This window comes from Nonomuraea marmarensis, assembly GCF_043197025.1.
GTDB lineage: Bacteria > Actinomycetota > Actinomycetes > Streptosporangiales > Streptosporangiaceae > Nonomuraea > Nonomuraea marmarensis.
On the sequence record NZ_JBICRM010000032.1, the window covers coordinates 1 to 21,268 of the forward strand.

Consider the following 21,268-nt stretch of genomic DNA (forward strand, 5'->3'; position numbering starts at 1 on the left):
TCTCTGCCCGCCCCCGGCGCGCACGATGACGAGGCTGACCCGAAAGACCACTCATACCTGTCCCACGGACCAGCCCGCCATCTATGACGCGGACCGCGTAAACAATCATGCGGAGAACGGGGCTAGCTCCGCGGTCATGTTCGCCCGCGCCGGGCCCTCCCACAACTCCCGCGCCCGCCGCGTCCGGTAGAGCCGCGGCACGGCCAGCAGGCGGCGCAGCACCTCGGCGCGGCCCTGCCTGAACAGGTCATCGGGTACGTGGGCGTACTCCTGCCGGATCCTGGCCGCGTAGTCGTCGTATCCGGAACGGCCGAGCACCGCCAGGTCGGCGTCGCACAGGACCGCGCCGTTCCGGTCGCCGGGGGCCAGGGTGTCGTGGGCGGCGGTGAGGCGTACCAGCCTGGCCACCTCGGCGATCCGCCCCGAGGGCACCCCGCACCGAGGCAGGCGGGCCTGGGCGAGCTGGGCGCTGCGTTCCTCGTCCCAGCCCGGTCTCCCGTCGTAGACGGCGTCGTGGAACCAGGCGGCGAGCCGCACCGCCGCGAGGTCGTCCGCCTCGTCCGCGAGCAGGCCGGCGGCGGCCAGGACGGCGGCCAGGTGGTCGAGGGTGTGGTAGCGGCGATGCGGCTCGGACCAGCGGGCCACCAGCTCCGCCCCCAGAGCCCTGGATGCGGGCGAGTCGCCCGCGAGCGCGGTCCAGTCGATCACCACCCCACCGTACGCGCCAAGACCGTTTGATAGCGTCCTGGGCATCGACGCGACACCGAAGGAGCCCAGGCGCCTGCCCCGATGGCGGGAGCTGCGGGCCGTGCTGCCTCGCGCGCCCCGGATGTCCAGGGCGCGGCGGCTGGCGGACGCGGCCGACGTCGCCGATGTGCGGCGGCTCGCCATGAGGCGCGCCCCGCGCATGGTGTTCGACTACGTGGACGGCGCGGCCGAGGGCGAGCGGTCGATGGCCAGGGCGGTGGAGGCGTTCGGGCGGGTGGAGTTCAGCCCGCGCGTGCTGCGTGACGTGGCCGAGGCCCCGACCGCCGTGGAGATCCTGGGCAGGCGGATCGGGATGCCGGTCGTGCTGGGGCCCACCGGGTTCACCCGGATGATGCACCGCGAGGGCGAGCGGGCCGTGGCGCGGGCGGCCGAGCGCGCGGGCATCCCCTACACCCTGTCCACCATGGGCACCACGAGCGCCAAGGATGTCGCCGCCGCGGCCCCCGGCGGGTGGAACTGGTTCCAGCTGTACGTCGTCCGCGACCGCGCCCGCAACCTGGAGACGCTGGCCCTGGCCCGGGACGCGGGCATGGACGTGCTGGTGGTGACCGTGGACGTGCCGGTGGCCGGGGCGCGCCTGCGGGACGTGCGGCACGGCCTGACGATCCCGCCATCGCTGCATTGGCGCAGCGTGTTGCAGGCGATGCTGCGGCCGGCGTGGTGGTTCGACTTCCTCACCAGCGAGCCCCTGAGGTTCGCCACGGTGGACGGCGCGCCGGACGACCTCGCGGGGATCACGAACCTGATGTTCGACCCCTCGGTGACGATCAGCGACCTGGAGTGGATCCGGGCGGCGTGGCAGGGGCCGCTGCTGGTCAAGGGCGTGCAGCGGGTGGACGACGCCAAGGAGCTGGCCGACGTGGGGGTGGACGGGCTGGTCGTGTCCAACCACGGCGGACGCCAGCTCGACCGCTCCCCCGCGCCGCTGGAGCTGCTGCCGCACGTGGTGAACGCCGTGGGCGACCGCACCGAGGTCTTCCTGGACGGAGGGGTCCGCAGCGGGGCCGACGTCGCCGCCGCGGTCGCGCTCGGCGCGAAGGCGTGCTTCGTCGGCCGCGCCTACCTGTACGGGTTGATGGCCGGCGGCGAGCCCGGCGTGACGCGGGTCCTCGACCTGCTGCACGCCGAGCTCGTACGCACCTTGCAACTGCTGGGCGCCGCCGGGGTCGCCGAGCTGAGCCCGGACCTGGTGCGCCTGCGCTAGGGGAAGGTGACCACCTTCACCGGGACCGTGTCCGTGCCCTGTGCCGGGCCTCCCGTGTTGTTGATGACGTGCGCGATCGTCCCGTTCCCTCCGAGCGAGACGGTGAGCAGGTCGTGGAAGCGCACGCCCGACCTGGCGGGCGTCTCGAAGCCGCGCTCGGCCACGATGCTGGGATCCACGTTGAAGTAGCAGTACGCCCCCAGCCCCCACGCCTCGTGCGAGGTGACCGAGTCGGCGACCTTGTACGACGCGTAGCCCCGGGTGGAGCCGTTCATCCAGGCGGCCTGGTTGGGCGGGTCGTACGGCATCTCGTTCTGGAAGAAGATCGTCCGCCCGCGTTGCCCGTTCCAGATGACCTGATATTTCTGGTAATGCTCGACGAACAGCCCATACGCGGTGACGTCGTCGCCGTTGACGATCAGCCCGGTGTCGGCGGTGTTGACGGTCCAGCCGATCCCGGTGCCGTGGTCGCCGCGCCAGGCCCAGATGTGGTCGATGATCGTGTTGTCGCTGTTCACGACGAGGCTGGTGGTGGCCTTGCCCGCGTGGGCGCCGCCGATGCGGAAGAACACGTCCTGGATCGAGATGGGGTTGGCGGCGTGCGCGGCCGCGGAACTCGACGGTCCGACCTCCATCAGGATCGGCGAGTTGACGCTGCCCGCGTCGAACAGCAGCCCGGCCACCTTGACCCCGTCCACGTCCGCGACCCGCATCGGCACGACGCCGTTGTCGGGGATGATCGTGGCGTAGCCGAGGCCGAGCACGACGGTGTTGGCCCGGTTGACGTTGATGGTCTGATTGACGTGGTAGATGCCGGGCGTGAACAGCAGGTTCAGCCCCGAGGCGAGCGCGGCGTTGATGGTGGCCGCGGTGTCGGAGGGCTTGGCGACGTAGAACTGGGTGAGCGGGATCGAGGTGCCGGCGCCCGGCCAGTTCGCGCCGCGCGAGTTCTGCCGCAGGGCCGGGGTGAAGACCTGGTAGTTGCCGGACGCGTCCACGTACAGGTACGGCTTCTCCCTGGTCACCGGGCTGGTGTCGAGCGTCGTGTACGGCGGGTCGGGGAAGGACTGCGCGGGGGCGCCGGCCACGCCGGAGAAGACCATGTTCCAGACGCCGTTGAGCCAGCCGCCGATGTTGCTGTCGCGGGTGAACCACTGCTGCTGCGAGTACGGCTGCACGGTCCCGTCGATCCTGGAGTCGGCGATGTAGCCGCCGCTGGCCCAGCCGTACCCGGTGGGCGCCAGGTTGAGGTTGCCCCGGACGTGGATGCGGCGGAACGGCGCGGCCTGGGAGACCGCCCACTGGTTGGTGCCGCCGGACGGGGTGATCGACAGGTTCTCCGCCGAGCGCCAGAAGTTCTGCGTGGCGTTGCCGCCGAACCAGCCCGCGTCCACCCTGACCTGGCCGTTGATGGTGACGTCGTCGGGGTTGCGGCCGAGGCCCATGATCGAGGTGTAGAAGCCGATGTTGGCGTTGACGCTGTAGCTGCCCGGCTTGAACAACAGGGCGTGGCGCTGGGTGCCGAACTGGTTGGACTCCATCTCGGTGAAGACCGAGTTCAGCGTGGACTGGATGCTGGCCGACGACATCGACGGGTCGAAGACGTGCACGTTGGGGCCGAGGTCGCCGCCGGCGGGCGGGGCCGAGGTGGTGCCGTAGATCTGGAACTCCCAGAGCGAGTAGCCGTAGCCGGTGGCGCGGGTGGTGCCGTACATGCGGACGTAGCGGCCGCTGCCGGACACGGTCAGGGTCTGCGTGCCGCCCGTGCCGGTCGTGGTGGAGTAGATGTCCGTCCAGGTCGAGGCGTCGGGCGAGACCTGGATGCGGAAGGCCCTGGCGTAAGCGGCCTCCCAGCGCAGCGTCACGCTGGTGACGGTGGCGGTGGCGCCCAGGTCCACCTGGAGCCACTGCGGGTCGCTGAAGGCGCTGGACCAGCGGGTGCCGGTGTTGCCGTCCACGGCGGCCGAGGCGGGCGTGCCGGCGTTCTCGGCCGACGAGGCGGTGGCGGGCCTGCCCTGTGACAGGAGCGGGTCGGCGGCCTGCGCGGGCCCTGCGACCAGGGCCGGCAGGATCAGCGCGACGATGAGAGCCCAGATGAGGGCGGGACTTCGGCGGGGGTGCACTGCTTCTCCTCACGAACTGGGGGGTGGTGAGAGAGCGCTCTATCGAGCCGAGCGTGACTGCGCCCGAGACTTGTGTCAATGCTTTATTTAACACTTACGCAATAGTTGGGACGGATCCCCGAAACGCGACACCCCCGAAGAACGGCTCGATCACCAGCGTGGCCGCGCCGAGTGCCACGGCGTCGGGACCGAGGCGGCCGAGCACGACCGTCTCCGGCTGGAACGGCTGCGCCTGCGTGTTGGCGGCGGTGGCCGCGCGGATCTCCGCCAGCAGCCGCCCGCCCAGCATCAGCCCCGCCCAGCCCCCGATGACGATGCGCTCGGGGTTGAACAGGTGCACCAGGCTCGACAGGCCGACCCCCAGCAGCTCGACGGTCTCGTCGATGACCGGGGAGCCCGCTTCGAGCAGCCGCGCCAGCGCCGCCTCCTCGTCGGCGGAGTCGGCGACCACGCCCGCGCGGTCGAGGATCGCCTCCGCGCCCAGGTACGCCTCCAGGCAGCCGCGGGCCCCGCACCGGCAGGTCCGGCCGCCCGCGACGATCTTCAGGTGGCCGACCTCGCCCGCCGCCTTCCCCGCGCCGCGGTAGATCTCGCCGTCGGTCACGATCGTGCCGCCGACGCCGGAGCCCATCAGCACGATGATCGCGTCGCGGGTGCCCTTGCCCGAGCCGAACCAGAGCTCGGCCTGCCCCATGGTCTTGGCGCCGTTGTCCACGTACAGCGGCAGCGAGCTGCCGGCCCGCAGCAGCGCGCCCAGCGGCACTGCCTGCCAGCCGAACGTCTTGGCCCGCACCAGCGCGTCGGGGCCCGGCTCGACGATGCCGGGCACGCCGACGCCCACGCCGAGCACCTGGTCCGCGGCCACCTCGCCCTCGGCGATCACCGCGTCGACGCCGGTCAGGATGTGGCGGGCGACCAGCTCGGGGTCGTGCTTGGCCGAGCGGACCGCGTAGTGCGCCCTGGCCCGCTCCTTCATCTCCAGGTCGAACAGCTCGACCCGGACCTGGGTCTCGCCCACGTCGACGCCGACGGCGTACCCGAAGGCGGGGTTGACCTTGAGCAGCACGCGGGGGCGGCCGCCGTCGGACTCCACCTGGCCCGCCTCGACGATGACGTTGTCGGCGAGCAGGTCGCCGGTCATGGTGCTGACCGTGGCCGAGCTCAGGCCGGTCGCGGCGGACAGCTCGTTGCGGCTGGCCGGGCCGCCGAAGTACAGCGCGCGCAGGAGCATCGCCCGGTTCCCCCTGCGAAGATCCCGTACGGTCCTGCGCCCTGACGTGCCCATTCGCGTCCTCTCCCGAATCCGCTCGCCATGTTAGTTCAAGGCTCGAAGGCCGCCCTAAGCCAGGCCCATGACCGCGACGTTACCGAAGCGTTTCCAGGCGGGTCCTGACTTTATTCGGAGCTTAGATTATGGTCTGGCCATCCCCCCGATGAGGAGATGACAATGAGCCGAGGACTTGTGCGAGGCGCCGTCGCGGCCGTACTCGCGACCGGGCTGGCCGCCTGCGGTGGCGGCGGCAGCCAGGGGTCGGACAAGGAGCTGACCTTCTGGATGTACCAAGATCGCACGCCGCAGGCGGGCCAGGTCATCGAGAAGCTCCGCAAGGACTTCGAGGCGGCCAACCCCGGTGTCACGGTCAAGCTCGTCAAGATCCCGAAGGACGACTACAACACCAAGCTCGGCAGCGCCGTGGCCAGCAAGAGCGCACCCGACGCCGGCATCCTCGACCAGCCCCTGGTCTCCAAGTACGCGCTGGACGGCACGATCAAGGAGGTGCCGGCCAGCCTGATCGCCGAGGCCGACTACTACAAGGGCGCGCTCGACACCAACCGCGCCAACGGCAAGCTCTACGGCCTGCCCGCCGACCAGACCTGCGTGGCCCTGTTCTACAACAAGAAACTGGTCCCGACCCCGCCCAAGAGCTGGGACGAGCTCAAGCAGGTGGCCGCCCAGGTGCACGCCGCCGACGCGAACGTGGCCGGCATGAACGTGCCCAAGGGCGACGGCTACGGCGCCTGGATGTTCCCCGGCATCGTGCACGGCGCCGGCGGCCAGATGGTCGACGACGCGGGCAAGAAGGTGCTGTTCGACCAGCAGCCCGCGGTGGACGCGCTGCAGCTCTGGGTGGACCTGCTGAAGTCGTCGCCGCGCAAGATCACCGACTCGGACAAGCCGTTCGAGAACGGCCTGGCGGCCATGACGATCTCCGGTCCCTGGGACGTGCCGACGATCCACACCGACTTCCCGGACATCGACTTCGGCGTGGCGCCGCTGCCGTACAAGACCGAGCCGGCCGGCAACATCGGCGGCGAGGACTCCGTGGTCTTCAACACCAGCAAGAACGCCGATCTGGCGTGGAAGTGGCTGGCGTTCCTGACCAACGCCCAGAACAACGGTCCTCTCGCCGACGCGCTCGGCGGCTTCCCCGTCAACCTCAAGGCGCAGGCGGTCGAGGCCGGCCCCGAGCAGGCGGCGTTCCTGGAGCAGCTCAAGGTGGCGCACGCCCGGCCGGCGGTGCCGCAGTGGATCCAGGTCAACGACGAGATCATCGCCCCGGCGATCGAGACGGCGCTGACCGGCAAGGCCACCGCCCAGCAGGCGCTGACGGACGCGGCCGCCAAGACCCGGTCGCTGCTCGGATGGAACAGCTGACGTGACGGCACCCGTGCTGGCGGACCAGCCGGGGCTGGCGCCGGGCCCCGGGAGGCGGGCCCGCCGTCGCCCGGTCGCCCGCCGCCGTGACCATCTCATCGGCTGGCTCCTCATCACCCCGGCGCTCGCCTATTTCGTGATCTTCCTGCTGTATCCGGCTCTGTCGGCCCTGTACTACAGCTTCACCGACTGGAACCTGCGCTCGGACGCCAACTGGGTGGGCCTGTCCAACTACACGGACCTGCTCTTCGACGACGTGAAATACCCGCATTTCTGGAAGTCGGTGCAGGTCACGCTGCAGTACACACTGCTCGCCGTGCCGATGACGATGGTGGCCGCGATGGTGCAGGCGCTGCTGCTGAACGCGATCAGGCGCGGCGCGAACCTGTTCAGGCTGCTGCTGTTCCTGCCGGTCGTCACGGCCGAGGCCGCGGTCGGCGCCATCTGGCGCTGGCTCTACGACCCGCAGTACGGCCTGATCAACTCGGTGCTCGGCCTGTTCGGCATCCCGGGGCAGAACTGGCTCAACACCCCCGAGCTGGTCATCCCCGCGCTGGCGTTCATCGCGACCTGGCAGTGCGGCATCTCGATGATCATCTATCTGGCGGGGCTGAAGGGCATCCCCGGCGCCATCCAGGAGGCGGCGATCATCGACGGGGCCGGTCCCTGGCAGCGGTTCTGGCGGGTGACCTTCCCGATGCTCCGGCCGACCACGTTCTACCTGCTGGTGACGGGGGTGATCGCGGCGTTGCAGGTGTTCGGCCTGGTGTACGTGATCTTCTCCGGCAGCGGGCGCAGCGTCACCGGCGGCCCCGAACAATCCGGGCTGTCGTACGTGCTGCACCTCTACCTTTTCGCGTTCCGCTACGACGCGATGGGGGCGGCCTGCGCGATGTCGTTCATCCTGCTCGTCTTCATCATGATCGTCACGGCGCTGCAGTTCAGGTTCGTCAGGCAGGAGGCGTCATGACGAAGGGCCGCAAGGTCTCCATCTACGTGGCGCTGGTGCTGCTGGCGGCCGTGTCGGTGGTGCCGTTCGTGTGGATGCTGGCGACCTCGGTCAAGCACGGGCCGGACATCTACACCAAGGTGCCCAGCCTGCTGCCGCTGGACAAGAAGACCGGCGAGTGGGCCGCGACGCTGGACAACTACGACTACGTGCTGAACGTGGGCGGGCTCGGCTCCGCGTTCGTCAACAGCGTGTGGGTGACCGCGATCCTGGTGCCGGCCAAGCTGCTGGTGGACGCGCTGGCGGCGTACGCGTTCGCGCGGATCCCGTTCCCGGGGCGCGACAAGCTGTTCGTCATCATGCTCGGCGGCATGATGGTGCCCACGATCACGCTGCTGGTGCCGCGCCTCCACGTCACGCAGGCGCTGGGCATGTTCGACTCCGGGTGGGGGCTCATCGTCCCGAACGTGGCCTCCGTGCTCGACATCTTCCTGCTGCGGCAGTTCTTCCTGTCGATCCCGGCCGAGCTGGAGGAGGCCGCGCTGATCGACGGCGCGGGCCGGATGCAGATCTTCTGGCGGATCGTGCTGCCGCTGTCGAAGCCGGTACTGGCGGTCGTCACCATCACCAGCTTCCTGTTCCACTGGAACGACCTGGTGTGGCCGCTGGTCGTGACCAACGATCCCGAGCTGTACACGCTGCCGCTGGCGTTGCAGCAGCTCGTGGCCAGTCCGGACGGCGGGCGCGCCTACTACATCATGGCGGGCGCCACGCTCGCCGTCGTGCCCGTGATCGTGGTGCTGCTGATCTTCCAGCGGCGCATCCTGCAGGGCATAGCGTTCACCGGTCTCAAGGCTTGAGGAGGAACAGAGTGATCATCGAGGTCCGCGACGGGGTCGCCGTCGTCGACGGCGTGCCGCGGGTGCTCGTCACCGCCGACTATCCCTACTACCGCGACGACCCGGCCGTCTGGGCCGACCGGCTGCGGTCCGTACGGGACGAGCTCGGGATCGAGGTGGTCACCTGCTACCTGCCCTGGCGGCACCACCAGCCGGACCCGGGCACGGCTCCCGACTTCACCGGCGCCACCCATCCGGCCAGGAACGTCATCGGCTTCCTGGCGCTCTGTCACGAGCTGGGGCTGCGGGTGATCGCCAAGCCGGGCCCGTTCATCCATGCCGAGGTGAGCTACGGCGGGCTGCCCGACTGGGTGTGCCCGGACGCTGATCCCTCGATCGAGCCGCTGCTGGACGCCTCCGGCAGCCCTTCGCGCTGGATGGACGGGTCGGTGGGCCGGGCGCTGCCCGCGCCGCTCGGGGCCGCGTTCCTGACCAGGGCCACGCAGTGGTTGTCGGCGGTGGGCAAGGAGGTGCTCGCGGCCGAGGGTCCTGTCATCGCGCTGCAGATCGCGAACGAGGGCATCTACACCAGCGGGGCGCTGCCGCTGACGGCCTACGACTACAGTCCTTCCGGGGTGTCGTTCTTCCGTGACCGGCTGCGGGCCTGGTATGGAGGGCTGGAGGCGTACAACAGGGTCCACGGGACGTCGTACGGCGACTGGGCCGGCGTCGAGCCGCCCACCGGGACCGCGGGCCTGCTCGCGAAGGCCGACTGGGGGCGTTTCCACGCCGAATACCTGGCCGAGGTCTACCGCGTCTGGGCGCAGGCCGTCGGCTCCGACCTGCCCGTCATGGTCAACCTGAACCCGCCGACCGTGCCCGAGCTGGACGACTGGCTGGCCAGGGTCAGGCCGGAGTTGTGGGGCGACATCTGCTACGGGTTCACCAACTGGATGGGGGTCGTGTCGCAGGACCGCGACTCGCAGGCCCGCTACGTGATCGCCGCCAAGCGCGCGCCGGGGCCGAACCTGGAGGAGAACTGGGGCTTCTCCCAGCTCTACCACCCGGCCTACATCGATGCGGCCACCAGCTTCCACCAGTCGCTGCTGGCGCTGGCGGCGGGGGCGACCGGGTTCAACATCTACACCGGGGTCGCCACCTCGGGCTGGGCGCCGGAGCTCGACGCGGCGCAGGTGGGGCCGTACCCGGACTGCGCGCCCATCGACGCGAACGGCACGGCCACCGGCAAGGCGCCCGTGGTGCGGGCACTGGCGGACTTCTTCGCCCGGCACGGGACGGAGTTCCTGGAGTGCGCGGGGGTGACGGACGACGCCTTCGGGCTCTACCTGCCGTACGCCGGGATCGCCGCCCTGTCGGGGCCCGAGGGTCCGCAGTGCGGCCGCCCGCTGCGCGCCTTCCACGAGCGCATGCGCGCCCGCGGCCTGGACTACGCCGTCCTCGACCTGGAGAACACGACGCTCGAGGAGCTGGCCGCGTACCGGACGGTCACCGTGCCCGGCGGCCCCTTCATGCACCGGCGCGTGCAGCAACTGCTCGCCGGTTACACCGAAGCGGGCGGCCGGGTGCTGGTGGACGGGCCCGCTCCCACGGTGGACGAGACCATGGCCCCCTGTGCCCTGCTCACCCCGTCGGCTCCCCCGCCGGACTCCGCTGAGAGCCCGATCCTGTACGGCGACGCCGACGTGTTCCTGCGCAGCCATCCCGGCCGGGACGTGCACTACCTCACGGTGCTCGTCCAGACCGGGAACGAGGGCCCGATCGGCGTGCGCACCCCGTACGGGACCGTGGAGGTCGTCGCCGCGGAAGGCGGCGCGGCGGTGTTGCGCCTGGCCGGCGGTGAGCTCGGCGACCTGGTGGTCAAGGGGATCAACGCCTACCTGTCGTGCGCGGTGGAAGCGAGCGTGCGGCTGAACGGCGTGCGCGTCGGCGCCTCGGGCCCCGGGGACCTCATCAGGATCGGCGGAACGCGAGCCTGACGAAAATCCGGCGTTTATCGCAGAAGTATCGCTGGAAGGGGGCGTATTTACCTGCCGGTGTCATCGCTCTGCTCCTTCACACGGGGACCTGGGTCCCACCGGAAAGGAGAGAGAAATGGCGACTGGAGAATTTCAAGTGATGAAAGTACCGGCCGAGCAGCTGGCCGGTATTCTCCATGGCCAGGTTGTCGATCCGGGCGCCCAGCCGACGAACGTCGTCCGGCGTGGCGAGGGTTGGACCATCGATGTGAGCTGGGAGGTAACCGGCGAACTCGTCGACTGGCTGGCGGGACGCTGGCAATTGGAGATCATCGCCGACCTGCTGGGAGGCGGTGAGTCGAGGCATCCCTCACCACCGGTGGAGCTGACCTTCACCCCTGGCTCGGGCCGATATACCGCCTCGATTCCGATGCGCGGCCAACTCGCCCCTGGCACATATGACCTGGTGGTCAATCTCACCACCACGACGGCCGCCGGCACCGCGGGGGCGCTCGGCGGATTCGTGGTGATCAGCAAGATTATGGTGAAGGAATGACGGCGGCCGCCCCGGGCGGTCCACCCGGGGCGGCTGCAAGCACCTCGCAAGTCGCGCGCCCTACGCTCCTGGCTGGCGGCCACGGGGCAACACCGGCCGCCGTGTATCTGACGCCTCCCAGGACGCTCTTATCTCCTTGAGGCGAAGGGACCACAAAACGGGAGACCCCATGTCCGACACTCCGATGACCGCGGACGACGTGCTGCGGATCGCCGCCTACAAGGACCGGAGCCCGGCACTCCAAGCGCTGGTCATCGCCTACAGCTACCACCGCGTCGCCGGGGACCTCGCCCAGCACCTGGGCAAGGACACGAACAACTGGTACTGCTACGCCACCTGGACCTCCAAGGCCGTGGGTGAGAGCCTCGACCTCAGCCCGAACTCGCCGTTCATCATGGACTTCGGCCGCCGGTTCAGGGTGCCGGCCCGCTTCCGGAGGATGTTCAGGGCGGTGCTGCTCACCCTGCTCGGCCCCAGCTACGAGTTGGGGCTCGCGCTGGCCAACCGGGCGATCTTCCTGGAGACGGCCAGCCTGGCGGTCAACCTGTGGAACGACACGCCCGACCGCTACCTCAAGGTGAGCCCGGAGTCCGACCTGACGCCGACGCCGCCGGAGTTCCTCACGGACCTGCTGTCCGAAGCCGACGCACGCTACCTGAAGGACGCCGCGCAACTCCTGATCGAGGCGAAGCAGGCCACCGACCACGCGGTCCGGGCCGAGCTGATGTTCGGGGCCAACATCGCCCTGTCCGCCTACGAGCAGGCACGCGCGCAGAAGGCCCTGGAGCTGGTGCTCTACCGGCCGGTCAGATGGCTGACGCGGGTGTCGTGGCGGTCGCTGCGCTCGCTGGTGACCCGGCGGCGCTTCCCCAGGTTCCGCCTCTACAACGCGCCGCACCAGGACCAGCCGTGGCTGACGCGCTGGCTGGAGGACAAGTGGTCCTCGCTCTACACCCGCCACCTGTTCGCCGTGAAGACGCCACTCAGTGACATCAAGGTCGGCAAGCCGCTCACGGCCCCGGCGGGCGTGGACCTGGCGAAGATGTGGGCGCCGATCCAGCACGAGAAGGTACGCAAGCTGGCCGAGGAGTTCATCACCGAGGACCAGGAGGCGTCCACGGCGGGGGTGGCCGACTGGGTGTCCTACCCCGACCGCATGCGCTTCATCGTCAGCTATTTCCGCGTCTACCAGAACGTGGCCGCGCTCTACGACGTCCCCTTCGAGCAGGCGGTCGCCGACGGCCTCGCGGAGGAGATGGAGCGGGGGCTGGTCCCCCAGGCCGTCAGCGACATGTTCGAGAGCAACCCCGCGCTGCCTGCGATCCGGCGCAAGGTCTACCTCTATCCGATGGAGAGCGACCCGGACGCGTACGAGATGGCGCACTTCGACTTCGAGCCGTTCCTGGAGGCGATCCAGCTTGACCCGACCGCGAAGTAAGTCAGTCCAGGAAGTCTCTGGTGATCTCGCGGGCTTGCAGGAGCCCGCGTAGCTTCGCGAACGTGCGGGCTCGGGTGGGCCCGATGCTCCCTACCGGCCTGCCCAGCCTGCGTGCCACGTCCACATAGTGCGGCTCGGAGGTTTCCGTGAGCGCTCTGAACAGGACCCGCTGCGCTGCCGGCAGCTCCTCGACCAGCTCCGCCAGCGTGCCGGCCAGCCAGATCCTGGCCAGCTCCCTGTCCACGTCGTCCGTGCTGCCGATGGAGTCGAGGTCGGGGGTGCAGATCTCCCTGGTCCGCTTGGTGAGCTTGAGGCACTCGCGGAAGGCGATCGTGGCCAGCCAGCCCGCCATCCGCTGGCCGTCCTCGACGCTCCTGAGGTTCTGCCAGGCCAGCAGCCAGGTGGTCTGCAGCACGTCCTGGGCGTCCTCGTGGTTGAGCCTGAAGCGGCGGATGCGGGCCCTGAGCATGGGGGTGAACTCCTCGATCAGCCGTTCCCATGCCTCGGCGTCGCCGTCCTGCGCCGCCGACACCAGGGCCGCGGTGTCGGGGCGTTCGATGGTCTCCAACATGTCCAGCTCCCTGCCGGTCCGGGTACTCGGGGGGCCATTACCGGCCGGCAGGTCCACGCTCCGCCGAGCGGTCCGCCGGGTCTGTCTCGGACGACACAGTGCGGATGTGTTCCTCGTCACATTCGGGAGATCGCTTACCACATACTGCCCAAGCGCGGATTGCGGCCTAAAGTTCTTGCATGAGCGGGCGCGGCGGGGTTCCACAGGAAGAGCCGGTGGCGGCCGTGCTGGCGGAGATCCCGCTGTTCCGCGTACTCGGAGAGAGCGGCATCCAGAGCACGGCGCGAGCCGGACTGGCGCGGAGATACCGGTCCGGGCAGATCATCTTCCATCAGGGGGACCCGGGAGAGTCCCTCTACGTGCTGCTGGACGGCCTGGTGAAGGTGGTGTTCACGACCGAGCACGGCGACGAGATCGTGCTCAACATGCTGGGCCGGGGAGACACCTTCGGCGAGATGGCGCTGCTGGACGGCTCACCGCGGTCGGCGTCGATCGTCACGGTGCGGCCCGCGTGGGTGTTCGCGCTGCCCAGGGCGCGGCTGCTGGAGCTGATGCGGGAGCATCCTGGGCTGGCCGACGAGTTCCTGCGGATGCTCGGCCACATGGTGCGCAGGCTCACCGACCAGGCCGCCGACCTGGCCTTCCTCGACCTGGGCGGGCGGCTGGCCAAGCTGCTGCTGCAGCTGGCCGACAAGCACGGGCACTCCGACGGGGTGGTGGACCTGCCCGGGCTGACCCAGTCGGACCTCGCCGCGCTGATCGGCGCGTCGCGACCGGCGGTGAACCGGGCCCTGCAGTCACTCGTGTCGAGGAACCTCATCGCCGTCAAAGGCCGGACCATCACGCTGCTGGACGTCGCCGCCCTGCGAAAACGGGGTGGACTCTGACCGAATCTGGAGTACGGGGAACATGAAGGATCATGAGGGGCGCTGGCCGGAGGAGAAATTCCGGCAGCTGAGACAGCAGGCCGACCCGGACATCGACAAGGTGGTGGCCGAATACCTGGCCGCCCAGCCCGCGGACCGGGGCCCGCTGGAGCTGGTGAAGGCCATGATCGAGGAGCTGGCACGGGCCAAGCGGGAGGCCAGGCCGCCCGCCTCCGGCATCTTCGAGGCCATCGACTTCGCCAGGGACCTTCCCGAGTGGGGCGACGACAAGGTGCTGCTGGCCACGGGGCAGGCCGTGTTCGCCGACTACGGGCTCTACCAGTCGGCCGCGCTGTTCTGCAAGTGCCTGCCGATGGCGTACGTGGAGGTGTCCAGCGCCAAGGTGCTGGCCGGCGTCTCCAACCTGGCCACGCACAGCCTCACCCGCCGGGTGGCGGAGACCGGCCAGATGCTCGTGGACGTGATGGGGCTGAAGGCGACCGACACCCTCGCGCCCGGCGGTCCCGGGAACACGACGGCGATCGGGTTGCGGATCCTGCACTCGTTCGTGCGCGCCCTGGTCAACGAGCGCTACGCCGACCACTGGGAGACCGGCAGGTTCGGGCCGCCGGTCAACCAGGAGCTGCTGCTGGCCACGATCTTCGACTTCTCCGTGGTGACGTGGGAGGCTCTGGACTCCATGGGCGTGGTGCTGACCGAGGAGCAGCGCGCGGCCCACCTCTACACCTGGAGCGTGTTCGGCCATCTCATGGGCGTGGAGGCGTGCCGCGACGGACCCCTCACGCTGGACGACATCGAGCCGGTCAGCGAGCGCCTGGGCCGCCTGTACGAGTCCAGCGACGAGGGCCGCCGGCTGATGGCCAGGCTGCTGGAGGAGATGGAGGAGTTCATGTACCTGGGCTGGCGCAAGCTGCCGCGCAGCCTGGTGCACTGGGTCTTCCGCGACGCCGCCTACGGGGCCGACCGGGTGCCGGAGCTGCTCGGCGTGCCCAAGCCCGCCTGGTGGTGCACGGCGCTGTTCACGGTGGCGCGGGCGGCGCACCGGCGTGCCCGGCTGGCCGGACCGGTTGACGGTGTGATTCGCTGGCTGGTACGCAAGGCCGGGCGGCACATCGTGGTCGCCCTGATCGACCGCCACTCCGACGGGCAGGCGGCGTTCAGGATCCCCGAGGAGCTGGCCCGAGCCTGGCGGATCAAGCAGTCGAGCCGCGCGGTGAAGACCCGCTCGATCCGCCGGAACGTCCGCCAGAAGCTACGAGCGCCCGCGCAGGGGCTGAAAGGGCTGCGCACGTGAGTGCCCCGCACGAGCCAGGCACGCTGACCACGGCGACCATCCTGTTCACCGACGTGGTGAGCTCCACCGCCATGCGGATCAGGCTCGGCGAGGAGCGCGCCAACGTCGTCTTCCACCGCCTCCGCCAGTTGCTCCACTCCGTGGTGACCACGAACGGCTCGACCTTCACCAAGAGCCTGGGCGACGGGCTGATGGCCGTGTTCGAGTCGGCGACGGCCGGGCTGGACGCGATCATCGCGGTGGAGCAGGCGGTGGCGGACGAGAACGAGCGGGCCCACGAGAAGATCTCCATCAGGGCCGCGCTCGCGGCCGGCGACGTGGCCTGGGGACACGACGACGTCAGCGGGCTGCCGACGGTGGAGGCGGCCCGCCTGGTGGCCGTGGCGGACGGCGGTCAGGTGTTGTGCACGGACCTGGTGCGGCGGCTGGCGCAGGGGCGCAGCAGGCACGAGTTCAAGGATCTGGGGCGGCTGCCGGGCAAGGGGTTGCGCGAGCCGCTGCACACGTACGAGTTGCACTGGCAGAGCGCCGACCACCACCAGAGCGGCGAGCTGGCCCCGTGGCTGGACAACGGGCACGTATTGCCCTTCGTCGGCCGTGAGGAGGAGCTGCGGGCGCTGGACGGGGAGCTGGCGGCGGCGGAGTTCGGCAGCGGGCTGGTGATCCTGCAGGGCGACCCGGGGGTGGGCAAGACCCGGCTGGCGTCGGTGGTGGCCAGGCGGGCGCTCAAGCGGCAGTTCACGGTGCTGGCCGGGCGGTGCACGGATCCGGCGCGGCAGGCGTACGAGCCGATCGCCGGCGCGGTGGAGCGGCTGGCCCGCACCTCGCCCGCGCTGCTGCTGCGGGCCGGGGTCGACCAGCAGTGCGGCCAGCTCGTCCGCCTCGCGCCGTCGCTGGCCGCGCCGCCGCTGTCGCTGCAGGTGCCGCCGGCCACCGAGCCCGTCTCGGAGCGCTACCACCTGATGGCGGCGGCCCGCACCCTGATCGAGCGGCTGGCCACCGTGCGTCCCGTGCTGCTGGTGATCGACGACCTGCAGTGGGCGACGCTGGAGTCGCTGCAGATGCTCAACGCCCTCAGGTGGGACGCCGACGCGCTGCCGCTGCTGGTCCTGGCCACGTCGCGGCCGGTGCCGGTCGAGTCCGCCATGCCGGAGCTGCACAAGCTGACGGCCGACAGCCGGGTCGTCGAGGTCGGCTCGTTCGGGCTCGATGAGGTCTCCGACGCGTTGCGGGAGGCGCGCGCCCGCGGCGACGCCGGGCTGCTGCACCGGATCACCGGCGGCAACGCGTTCCTGATCAGCGAAGTGGTCAGGGAGCTGGCCGCGGGCAAGGACCTGGACGCGCTGACCGTGCCCGACTCGGTCACCAGGATGGTCAAGGCCCGGCTGTCGCAGCTCCACCCGGACGCCAGGGACCTGGTCAGCCTGCTGGCCGTCGGCGAGCGGCTGGAGTCGGCGGAGTTGCGGCTCGGTCTCGGGCTCGACGAGGCCCGTTTCGTGGCCGCGGTGGAGGAGGCGATGGGCGCGGGGCTGGTGACCATGACGGGCCGCGGGCCGTACCACTTCTCCCACGAGCTGACCAGGAACGCCCTCTACGCCACCCTGTCCGCGCCGCGCGCCGGGCTGCTGCACGGGCGGGTGGCCGACGCGTTGTGCCAGACGGACCCGAAGGCCATGGAGTCCCGGCCGTACGTCGTGGCCGCGCACCTGCTGGCCGCCGCCGAGCACGGACGTGACCCCGGCCGGGTGAGCGCGGCGGCGGACGCGGCCGTGCACGCGGCGCAGCACGCCCTGACCGGGCTGGCGCACCGTGAGGCGGTCACCTGGTACCAGCGGGTGCTGGAACTGCTGCAGGACTTCCCTGGCGCCACCCAGGAGCGGCGTGCCGAGCTGCTCATGGAGTGCGGCCGGGCGATGTGGCTGGCCGGGCACCCGGACGCCAGGCCGACCCTGGTGCGGGCGGCCGACCTGGCCAGGGAGTGCGGGCGCCACGACCTGATCGTCACGGCGGCGCTCGGCGGCGACCGCGGCTCCAGCGTCTCGGCGACGCCCGACCTGCAGCGCATCGCGTTGCTGACCGAGGCCCGCAAGCTGGTCGACTCCACCGACCTGAGCACCAGGGCGCTGCTGGCGGCCCAGCTCGCCTCGGAGCTCATCTGGGCTCCCGACGGCGAGCGGCGCTTCGCGCTGAGCGACGAGGCGGTGGCCCTGGCCCGCAAGTCCGGCGACCCGCGCACGCTCGCCGGCGTGCTCGGCATGCGCAGCCTGACCATCATCCCCGCCGACCCGCTGCACCAGCGGCACCGCGACGGCGACGAGATGCTGGAGTCCGCCCGCAGGACGGGTGACGACCTGGCGCTGTTCCACGCGTACGTGCAGCGCACTCCTCCGGTGCTCGACAGCGGCGACGTGACCAGGGCGGCGATGTTGCTCGACCAGGCCGACGAGCTGGCGCACCGGCTGGGCCAGCCGCACCTCAACTGGCTGATCGGCTACTCCAAGGCCGGTCTGACGCTGATGCAGGGCGACCTGGCGCAGGCCGAGTCCGAGGCGGAGTCGGCCATGCGGCTGGGCTCGGAGATCGGCCGCCGCCTGGAGGCGGTGGCGATCTACTCCGAGCAGATCGCCGAGATCCGGCGGCTGCAGGGGCGGTTGTGGGAGCTGCGCGACCGGCTGCGGCTCGTCGCCCAGGCGCCGCGGGTCGATCCCGTGCACGCGGTGCTGCGCTACCTGTGCGAGCTGGCGGACGAGGAGGCCGAGCCGCTGCTGGACCGCATCCTGGCTGACCAGGGGGCGGTGCCGCCGCGGAACATGGCGCACCGGCCCGCCCTGGACAACCTGGCCGTGGCCGCCTCGCGGCTGGGGCGGGCGGAGCTGGCCGGGCTGCTGTACGACTCGCTGGCCTCGGACGGGGAGACGTTCGGGCACGGGACGGTGGCGCACCACTGCGGGCACCACTACCTGGCCCACCTGTGCGTGGCCAGGGGCGCTCCGCAGCTGGCTGCGGAGCACTTCGAGGCGGCGGCGGAGGTGCACGAGCGGCGCGGGGTGCCGCTGATGCTCGCCGAGTCCCTCCTCGACTGGGCCGACCTGCTGGAGGGGGGAGCTGTGAGCGGGCCGAAGCCGGCGGACCTGCGCGAGTGGTGCGCGTCGCTGCTGTCGGGGCGCGGCGCCCTGCTGCTGGACCGCCGCCTGCGCTGACGCCGGCGGATCAGCGCAGGTACGAAGCGCCGTTCAGGTCGAGTACGGCGCCGCTGGCCCATTCGGCACCCGGGGACGCCAGGTACACGGCGGCGGCCGCGATCTCCTCCGGCCGCGCCACCCGCCCGAAGGGGCTCTGCGCGCGGATCGCATCGCCCCGGGGCGCTTTGAGGTGCTCGTTCGTCATGTCCGTTTCCACGAAACCCGGCGCCACGGTGCCCACCGCGATCCCGTGCGGAGCGAGGGCGATGGCGAGCGACTGGCCCAGCGCGTTCAGTCCCGCCTTGCTCGCCCCGTAAGCCGGGCTGTCCGGCTCGCCGCGGAAGGCGCCGCGCGAGGAGACGTTGACGATCCTGCCTCCGGCGGGCATGTGCTTGAGCGCGCACCAGATGACGTTGGCCGCGCCCACCAGGTTGACGTCGAGGGTGCGCCGCCAGGCGGCCTGCCACTCCGCGTAGGACAGCTCGGTGACGGGGTGATGGAGGAAGATCCCGGCATTGTTGACCAGGACGTCGATCCCGCCCAGCGCCTGGGCCGCCGACTCCACCATGCCGCTCACTTCGGCGGGATCTGCCAGGTCGGCCCGCACGACGGCGTGCCCCTCTCCTGGCAGCTCTCCGTGCAGCTTCTGGGCCTCCTGGGCGGAGTCCCGGTGGTGGATGGCGACCCGGTCTCCCTGGGCCGCGAACGCCGCCGCGATGGCCCGCCCGATCCCTCTCGACGCGCCGGTGACAAGAACTCCACGTCCGCTCATCCGCCGCACCCTAGCAGGCACTCCCGAGGTCGCTCGCGGCGGGCGTCCAGGACGCTCACAGGCGCCGCTCCGGCTCCCTGGCCGGTACGGGCGGCGGGCGGTCGAGGGGCGTTCTGGACAGGTCGGCGGGCAGGTGGACGGTGAAGGTAGCCCCGGCTCCCGGGCGGCCGTCGGCCGTGATCGTGCCGTTGTGGCCGTCCACCACCTCCCGTACGAGCGCCAGCCCCAGCCCGAACCCGCCGCCCACGAACCGGGTGAAGAGGCGTTCGGTGTCGCCGGGGTCGAGGCCCACGCCGTCGTCCTGGACCGTGAGCCGGACCGTCTCCGGGTCGTTGGAGAGGGTGACCCAGATGTGCCCCCCGACGCTCGTGTGGCCGAGGGCGTTGTCCAGGAGGGCCGAGATCACCCGGCGCAGGGCCGACTCCACCCCGCGGACGATGTGGTCGCCCGGCCCCTCGCAGCGGACCTCGATGCTCACCCCGCGGGCCTCGGCTCTGGCGTTCTCCGCCACGGCCAGCTCGGCGGCCAGGACGGCCAGGTCCACCGGGCCGAACGGCCTGCGCAACTGGTTGAACTGGGCCGACTGCAGGAGGTCCTCGACCACCTCGCCCAGTTGCCTGGAGCCGGTGACGAGCTGGTCCACCTCGTCGATGAGCAGGATCGGGTCCGTTCCGCCGCGCAGCCTGCGGGCCAGGAGCTGGGCGCGGGTGTTCAGGCGGGTCAGCGGGGTGCGCAGCTCGTGGCTGACGTCGGCGGCGAAGCGACGCTGGCGGGCCAGGGCCTCGCCCAGCGGGGCGATCGCGCGGCGGGAGACGACCTGGCCGACCAGCAGGGCGGCCAGCAGGCCGGCGATCTCGGCGCCGACGAGCGTGCTGAGCAGCCGGTTGCGTTCCGCGGCCTGGTAGCGCAGGTCCATCGCCGCCTGGACAGTCGTGCCGTCGCGCCGCTGGGTGCGGATGAGGTAGTCGTGACCGGCCACCTCCACCTGCGCGACCTCCGGCTCACCCCCTGCCGCCGCCTGGTCGAGTGCCGTGCGTACCGGGAGCGCCGCCGGCGCGCCTGGGGAGCTCTGGACGGTGCCGTCGGGCCGCAGCTCGTACAGCCACACGCAGGGGGGCGGCTGGGCGATGGGGGCGCGCTGGGCGGCGGCGGCCAGGTCGCGGCCGGCCGCGCCGCTCTGGGAGTGCACCATGGCGCAGTAGACCAGCACCCCGACGAGCGCGAGCACGACGGAGATCGCACCCGCGACCTGCACGGTGAGCCGCCGCCGGGCCCGGATCAGCAGCCGCCGGTCAGGGTCCGGCCGCCGCCCGCGAAGGTCCGCGCGCCGGGCACGAAGGTCCGGCAGCCGGCCGTTCACAGCGCGCCCAGGCGGTACCCCACACCGCGCACGGTGCTCACGACCCCCGACCCCAGCTTGTTGCGCAGGTAGTAGACGTAGGTGTCCACGATCGACTCCGTCTTGGCACCGTCGAAGACCCGCTGCCGCAGCGACCTGCGGGTGTGCACCTGCCGCGGCCGGGCGGCCAGGGCGCTGAGCAGCCGGCACTCCTGACCCGACAGCGTCACCTGCTCGCCGGTCGGCAGCCGGACGATGTGCGACTCGGAGTCCAGCCAGCCGGCCCCGAGCGGCAGCAGTCTGGCCAGGTCCAGGTTCCTGCGGTGCAGCGCCCGCACCCTGGCCAGCAGTTCCTCGATGTCGAATGGCTTGACCAGGTAGTCCTCCGCGCCCGCGTCGAGCCCGGCGACCCGGTCGGCCACCGTGCCGAAGGCGGTGAGCACGAGCACGGGCGCGGTGACCGCCTGCCGGCGCAACCGCCGCAGCAGGTCGATCCCGTCGAGCGCGGGCAGGCCGCGGTCGACGATCAGCACGTCGTACGCGCGGCTCAGCCCCAGGTGCAGCCCCCGCTGCCCCTCCAGCGCCAGATCGACCGTGTATCCCTGCTCTGTGAACAGGTCGACCAGCATGTGTCCCAGTTCCAGGTCGTCTTCGACGAGTAGCAGCCGACGAGAGGGCGGGTCGGCCGTACCCGGTGTCCCAGCCACTCGTCAA

The 21,268-nt window shown here is 71.1% G+C and carries 17 protein-coding genes; 10 read left to right on the forward strand and 7 right to left on the reverse strand.

Translation table 11 applies throughout. The features are described from left to right. Positions 1-105: 105 nt before the first annotated feature. Entirely contained in the window at positions 106-708 is a 603-nt protein-coding gene (locus ACFLIM_RS37505) for an HD domain-containing protein (protein ID WP_393173165.1), read from the reverse strand. A gap of 100 nt (positions 709-808) precedes the next feature. Between ACFLIM_RS37505 and ACFLIM_RS37510 the strand changes: the two genes are divergently transcribed. Beyond that, complete coding sequence (locus ACFLIM_RS37510) at positions 809-1,972, forward strand: alpha-hydroxy acid oxidase (RefSeq protein WP_393173167.1); 1,164 nt, start codon at positions 809-811, stop codon at positions 1,970-1,972. Here ACFLIM_RS37510 and ACFLIM_RS37515 read toward each other — a convergent pair. Both ACFLIM_RS37515 and ACFLIM_RS37520 read right to left on the reverse strand, forming a co-directional pair. Next, positions 1,969-4,095, reverse strand: coding sequence for a discoidin domain-containing protein (locus tag ACFLIM_RS37515; RefSeq protein ID WP_393173169.1), 2,127 nt, complete (start codon positions 4,093-4,095; stop codon positions 1,969-1,971). The genes ACFLIM_RS37510 and ACFLIM_RS37515 overlap by 4 nt on opposite strands. A gap of 94 nt (positions 4,096-4,189) precedes the next feature. Further along, positions 4,190-5,326 (reverse strand): ROK family protein, encoded by a 1,137-nt coding sequence (locus ACFLIM_RS37520; protein ID WP_393173171.1) that lies wholly within the window; start codon positions 5,324-5,326, stop codon positions 4,190-4,192. Positions 5,327-5,542: 216 nt separating this feature from the next. On the opposite strand from ACFLIM_RS37520, the gene ACFLIM_RS37525 reads away from it, so the two are divergent. The 6 genes from ACFLIM_RS37525 (at position 5,543) to ACFLIM_RS37550 (ending at position 12,509) form a co-directional block, all read left to right on the forward strand. Further along, positions 5,543-6,751, forward strand: coding sequence for a sugar ABC transporter substrate-binding protein (locus ACFLIM_RS37525; protein WP_393173173.1), 1,209 nt, complete (start codon positions 5,543-5,545; stop codon positions 6,749-6,751). Between the two features lies 1 nt (position 6,752). Next, the gene (locus ACFLIM_RS37530) at positions 6,753-7,721 is read left to right on the forward strand and encodes a carbohydrate ABC transporter permease (RefSeq protein WP_393173175.1); all 969 of its coding nucleotides are present in this window, start codon (positions 6,753-6,755) and stop codon (positions 7,719-7,721) included. Beyond that, positions 7,718-8,560, forward strand: a complete 843-nt coding sequence (locus ACFLIM_RS37535) for a carbohydrate ABC transporter permease (RefSeq protein WP_393173177.1) — start codon at positions 7,718-7,720, stop codon at positions 8,558-8,560. The genes ACFLIM_RS37530 and ACFLIM_RS37535 overlap by 4 nt, the downstream gene beginning before the upstream one ends. Before the next feature lie 11 nt (positions 8,561-8,571). Further along, positions 8,572-10,536 carry a beta-galactosidase gene (locus ACFLIM_RS37540; RefSeq protein WP_393173179.1) on the forward strand — a complete coding sequence of 655 codons (1,965 nt, stop codon included), beginning with the start codon at positions 8,572-8,574 and terminating at the stop codon, positions 10,534-10,536. A gap of 115 nt (positions 10,537-10,651) precedes the next feature. Then, the gene (locus tag ACFLIM_RS37545; protein ID WP_393173181.1) at positions 10,652-11,071 is read left to right on the forward strand and encodes a hypothetical protein; all 420 of its coding nucleotides are present in this window, start codon (positions 10,652-10,654) and stop codon (positions 11,069-11,071) included. 169 nt (positions 11,072-11,240) lie between these two features. Further along, complete coding sequence (locus ACFLIM_RS37550) at positions 11,241-12,509, forward strand: hypothetical protein (protein ID WP_393173183.1); 1,269 nt, start codon at positions 11,241-11,243, stop codon at positions 12,507-12,509. Between the two features lies 1 nt (position 12,510). On the opposite strand, the gene ACFLIM_RS37555 is transcribed toward ACFLIM_RS37550, so the two are convergent. Then, complete coding sequence (locus tag ACFLIM_RS37555; RefSeq protein ID WP_393173185.1) at positions 12,511-13,080, reverse strand: RNA polymerase sigma factor; 570 nt, start codon at positions 13,078-13,080, stop codon at positions 12,511-12,513. A gap of 179 nt (positions 13,081-13,259) precedes the next feature. Here ACFLIM_RS37555 and ACFLIM_RS37560 point away from each other — a divergent pair, with 179 nt between their 5' ends. From ACFLIM_RS37560 to ACFLIM_RS37570, 3 genes are read left to right on the forward strand one after another with little or no spacing between them, the layout of a single operon-like run. Beyond that, entirely contained in the window at positions 13,260-13,967 is a 708-nt protein-coding gene (locus ACFLIM_RS37560) for a Crp/Fnr family transcriptional regulator (protein WP_393173187.1), read from the forward strand. Positions 13,968-13,989: 22 nt separating this feature from the next. Then, the gene (locus ACFLIM_RS37565) at positions 13,990-15,261 is read left to right on the forward strand and encodes an oxygenase MpaB family protein (protein WP_393173189.1); all 1,272 of its coding nucleotides are present in this window, start codon (positions 13,990-13,992) and stop codon (positions 15,259-15,261) included. Beyond that, on the forward strand, positions 15,258-18,461 hold the full coding sequence (locus tag ACFLIM_RS37570; protein ID WP_393173191.1) for an ATP-binding protein: 3,204 nt from the start codon (positions 15,258-15,260) through the stop codon (positions 18,459-18,461). Before ACFLIM_RS37565 ends, ACFLIM_RS37570 begins: the two co-directional genes overlap by 4 nt. A gap of 10 nt (positions 18,462-18,471) precedes the next feature. Here the strand turns inward: ACFLIM_RS37570 and ACFLIM_RS37575 are convergent, their stop codons facing one another. The 3 genes from ACFLIM_RS37575 to ACFLIM_RS37585 are packed head-to-tail and all read right to left on the reverse strand — an operon-like array spanning position 18,472 to position 21,261. Beyond that, positions 18,472-19,215: an SDR family NAD(P)-dependent oxidoreductase gene (locus ACFLIM_RS37575; RefSeq protein ID WP_393173193.1), complete on the reverse strand. Its 744-nt coding sequence runs from the start codon at positions 19,213-19,215 to the stop codon at positions 18,472-18,474. Positions 19,216-19,270: 55 nt separating this feature from the next. Further along, positions 19,271-20,575, reverse strand: coding sequence for a sensor histidine kinase (locus ACFLIM_RS37580; protein WP_393173195.1), 1,305 nt, complete (start codon positions 20,573-20,575; stop codon positions 19,271-19,273). Further along, positions 20,572-21,261 (reverse strand): response regulator transcription factor, encoded by a 690-nt coding sequence (locus ACFLIM_RS37585; protein WP_393173197.1) that lies wholly within the window; start codon positions 21,259-21,261, stop codon positions 20,572-20,574. The genes ACFLIM_RS37580 and ACFLIM_RS37585 overlap by 4 nt, the downstream gene beginning before the upstream one ends. Positions 21,262-21,268: the final 7 nt, after the last annotated feature.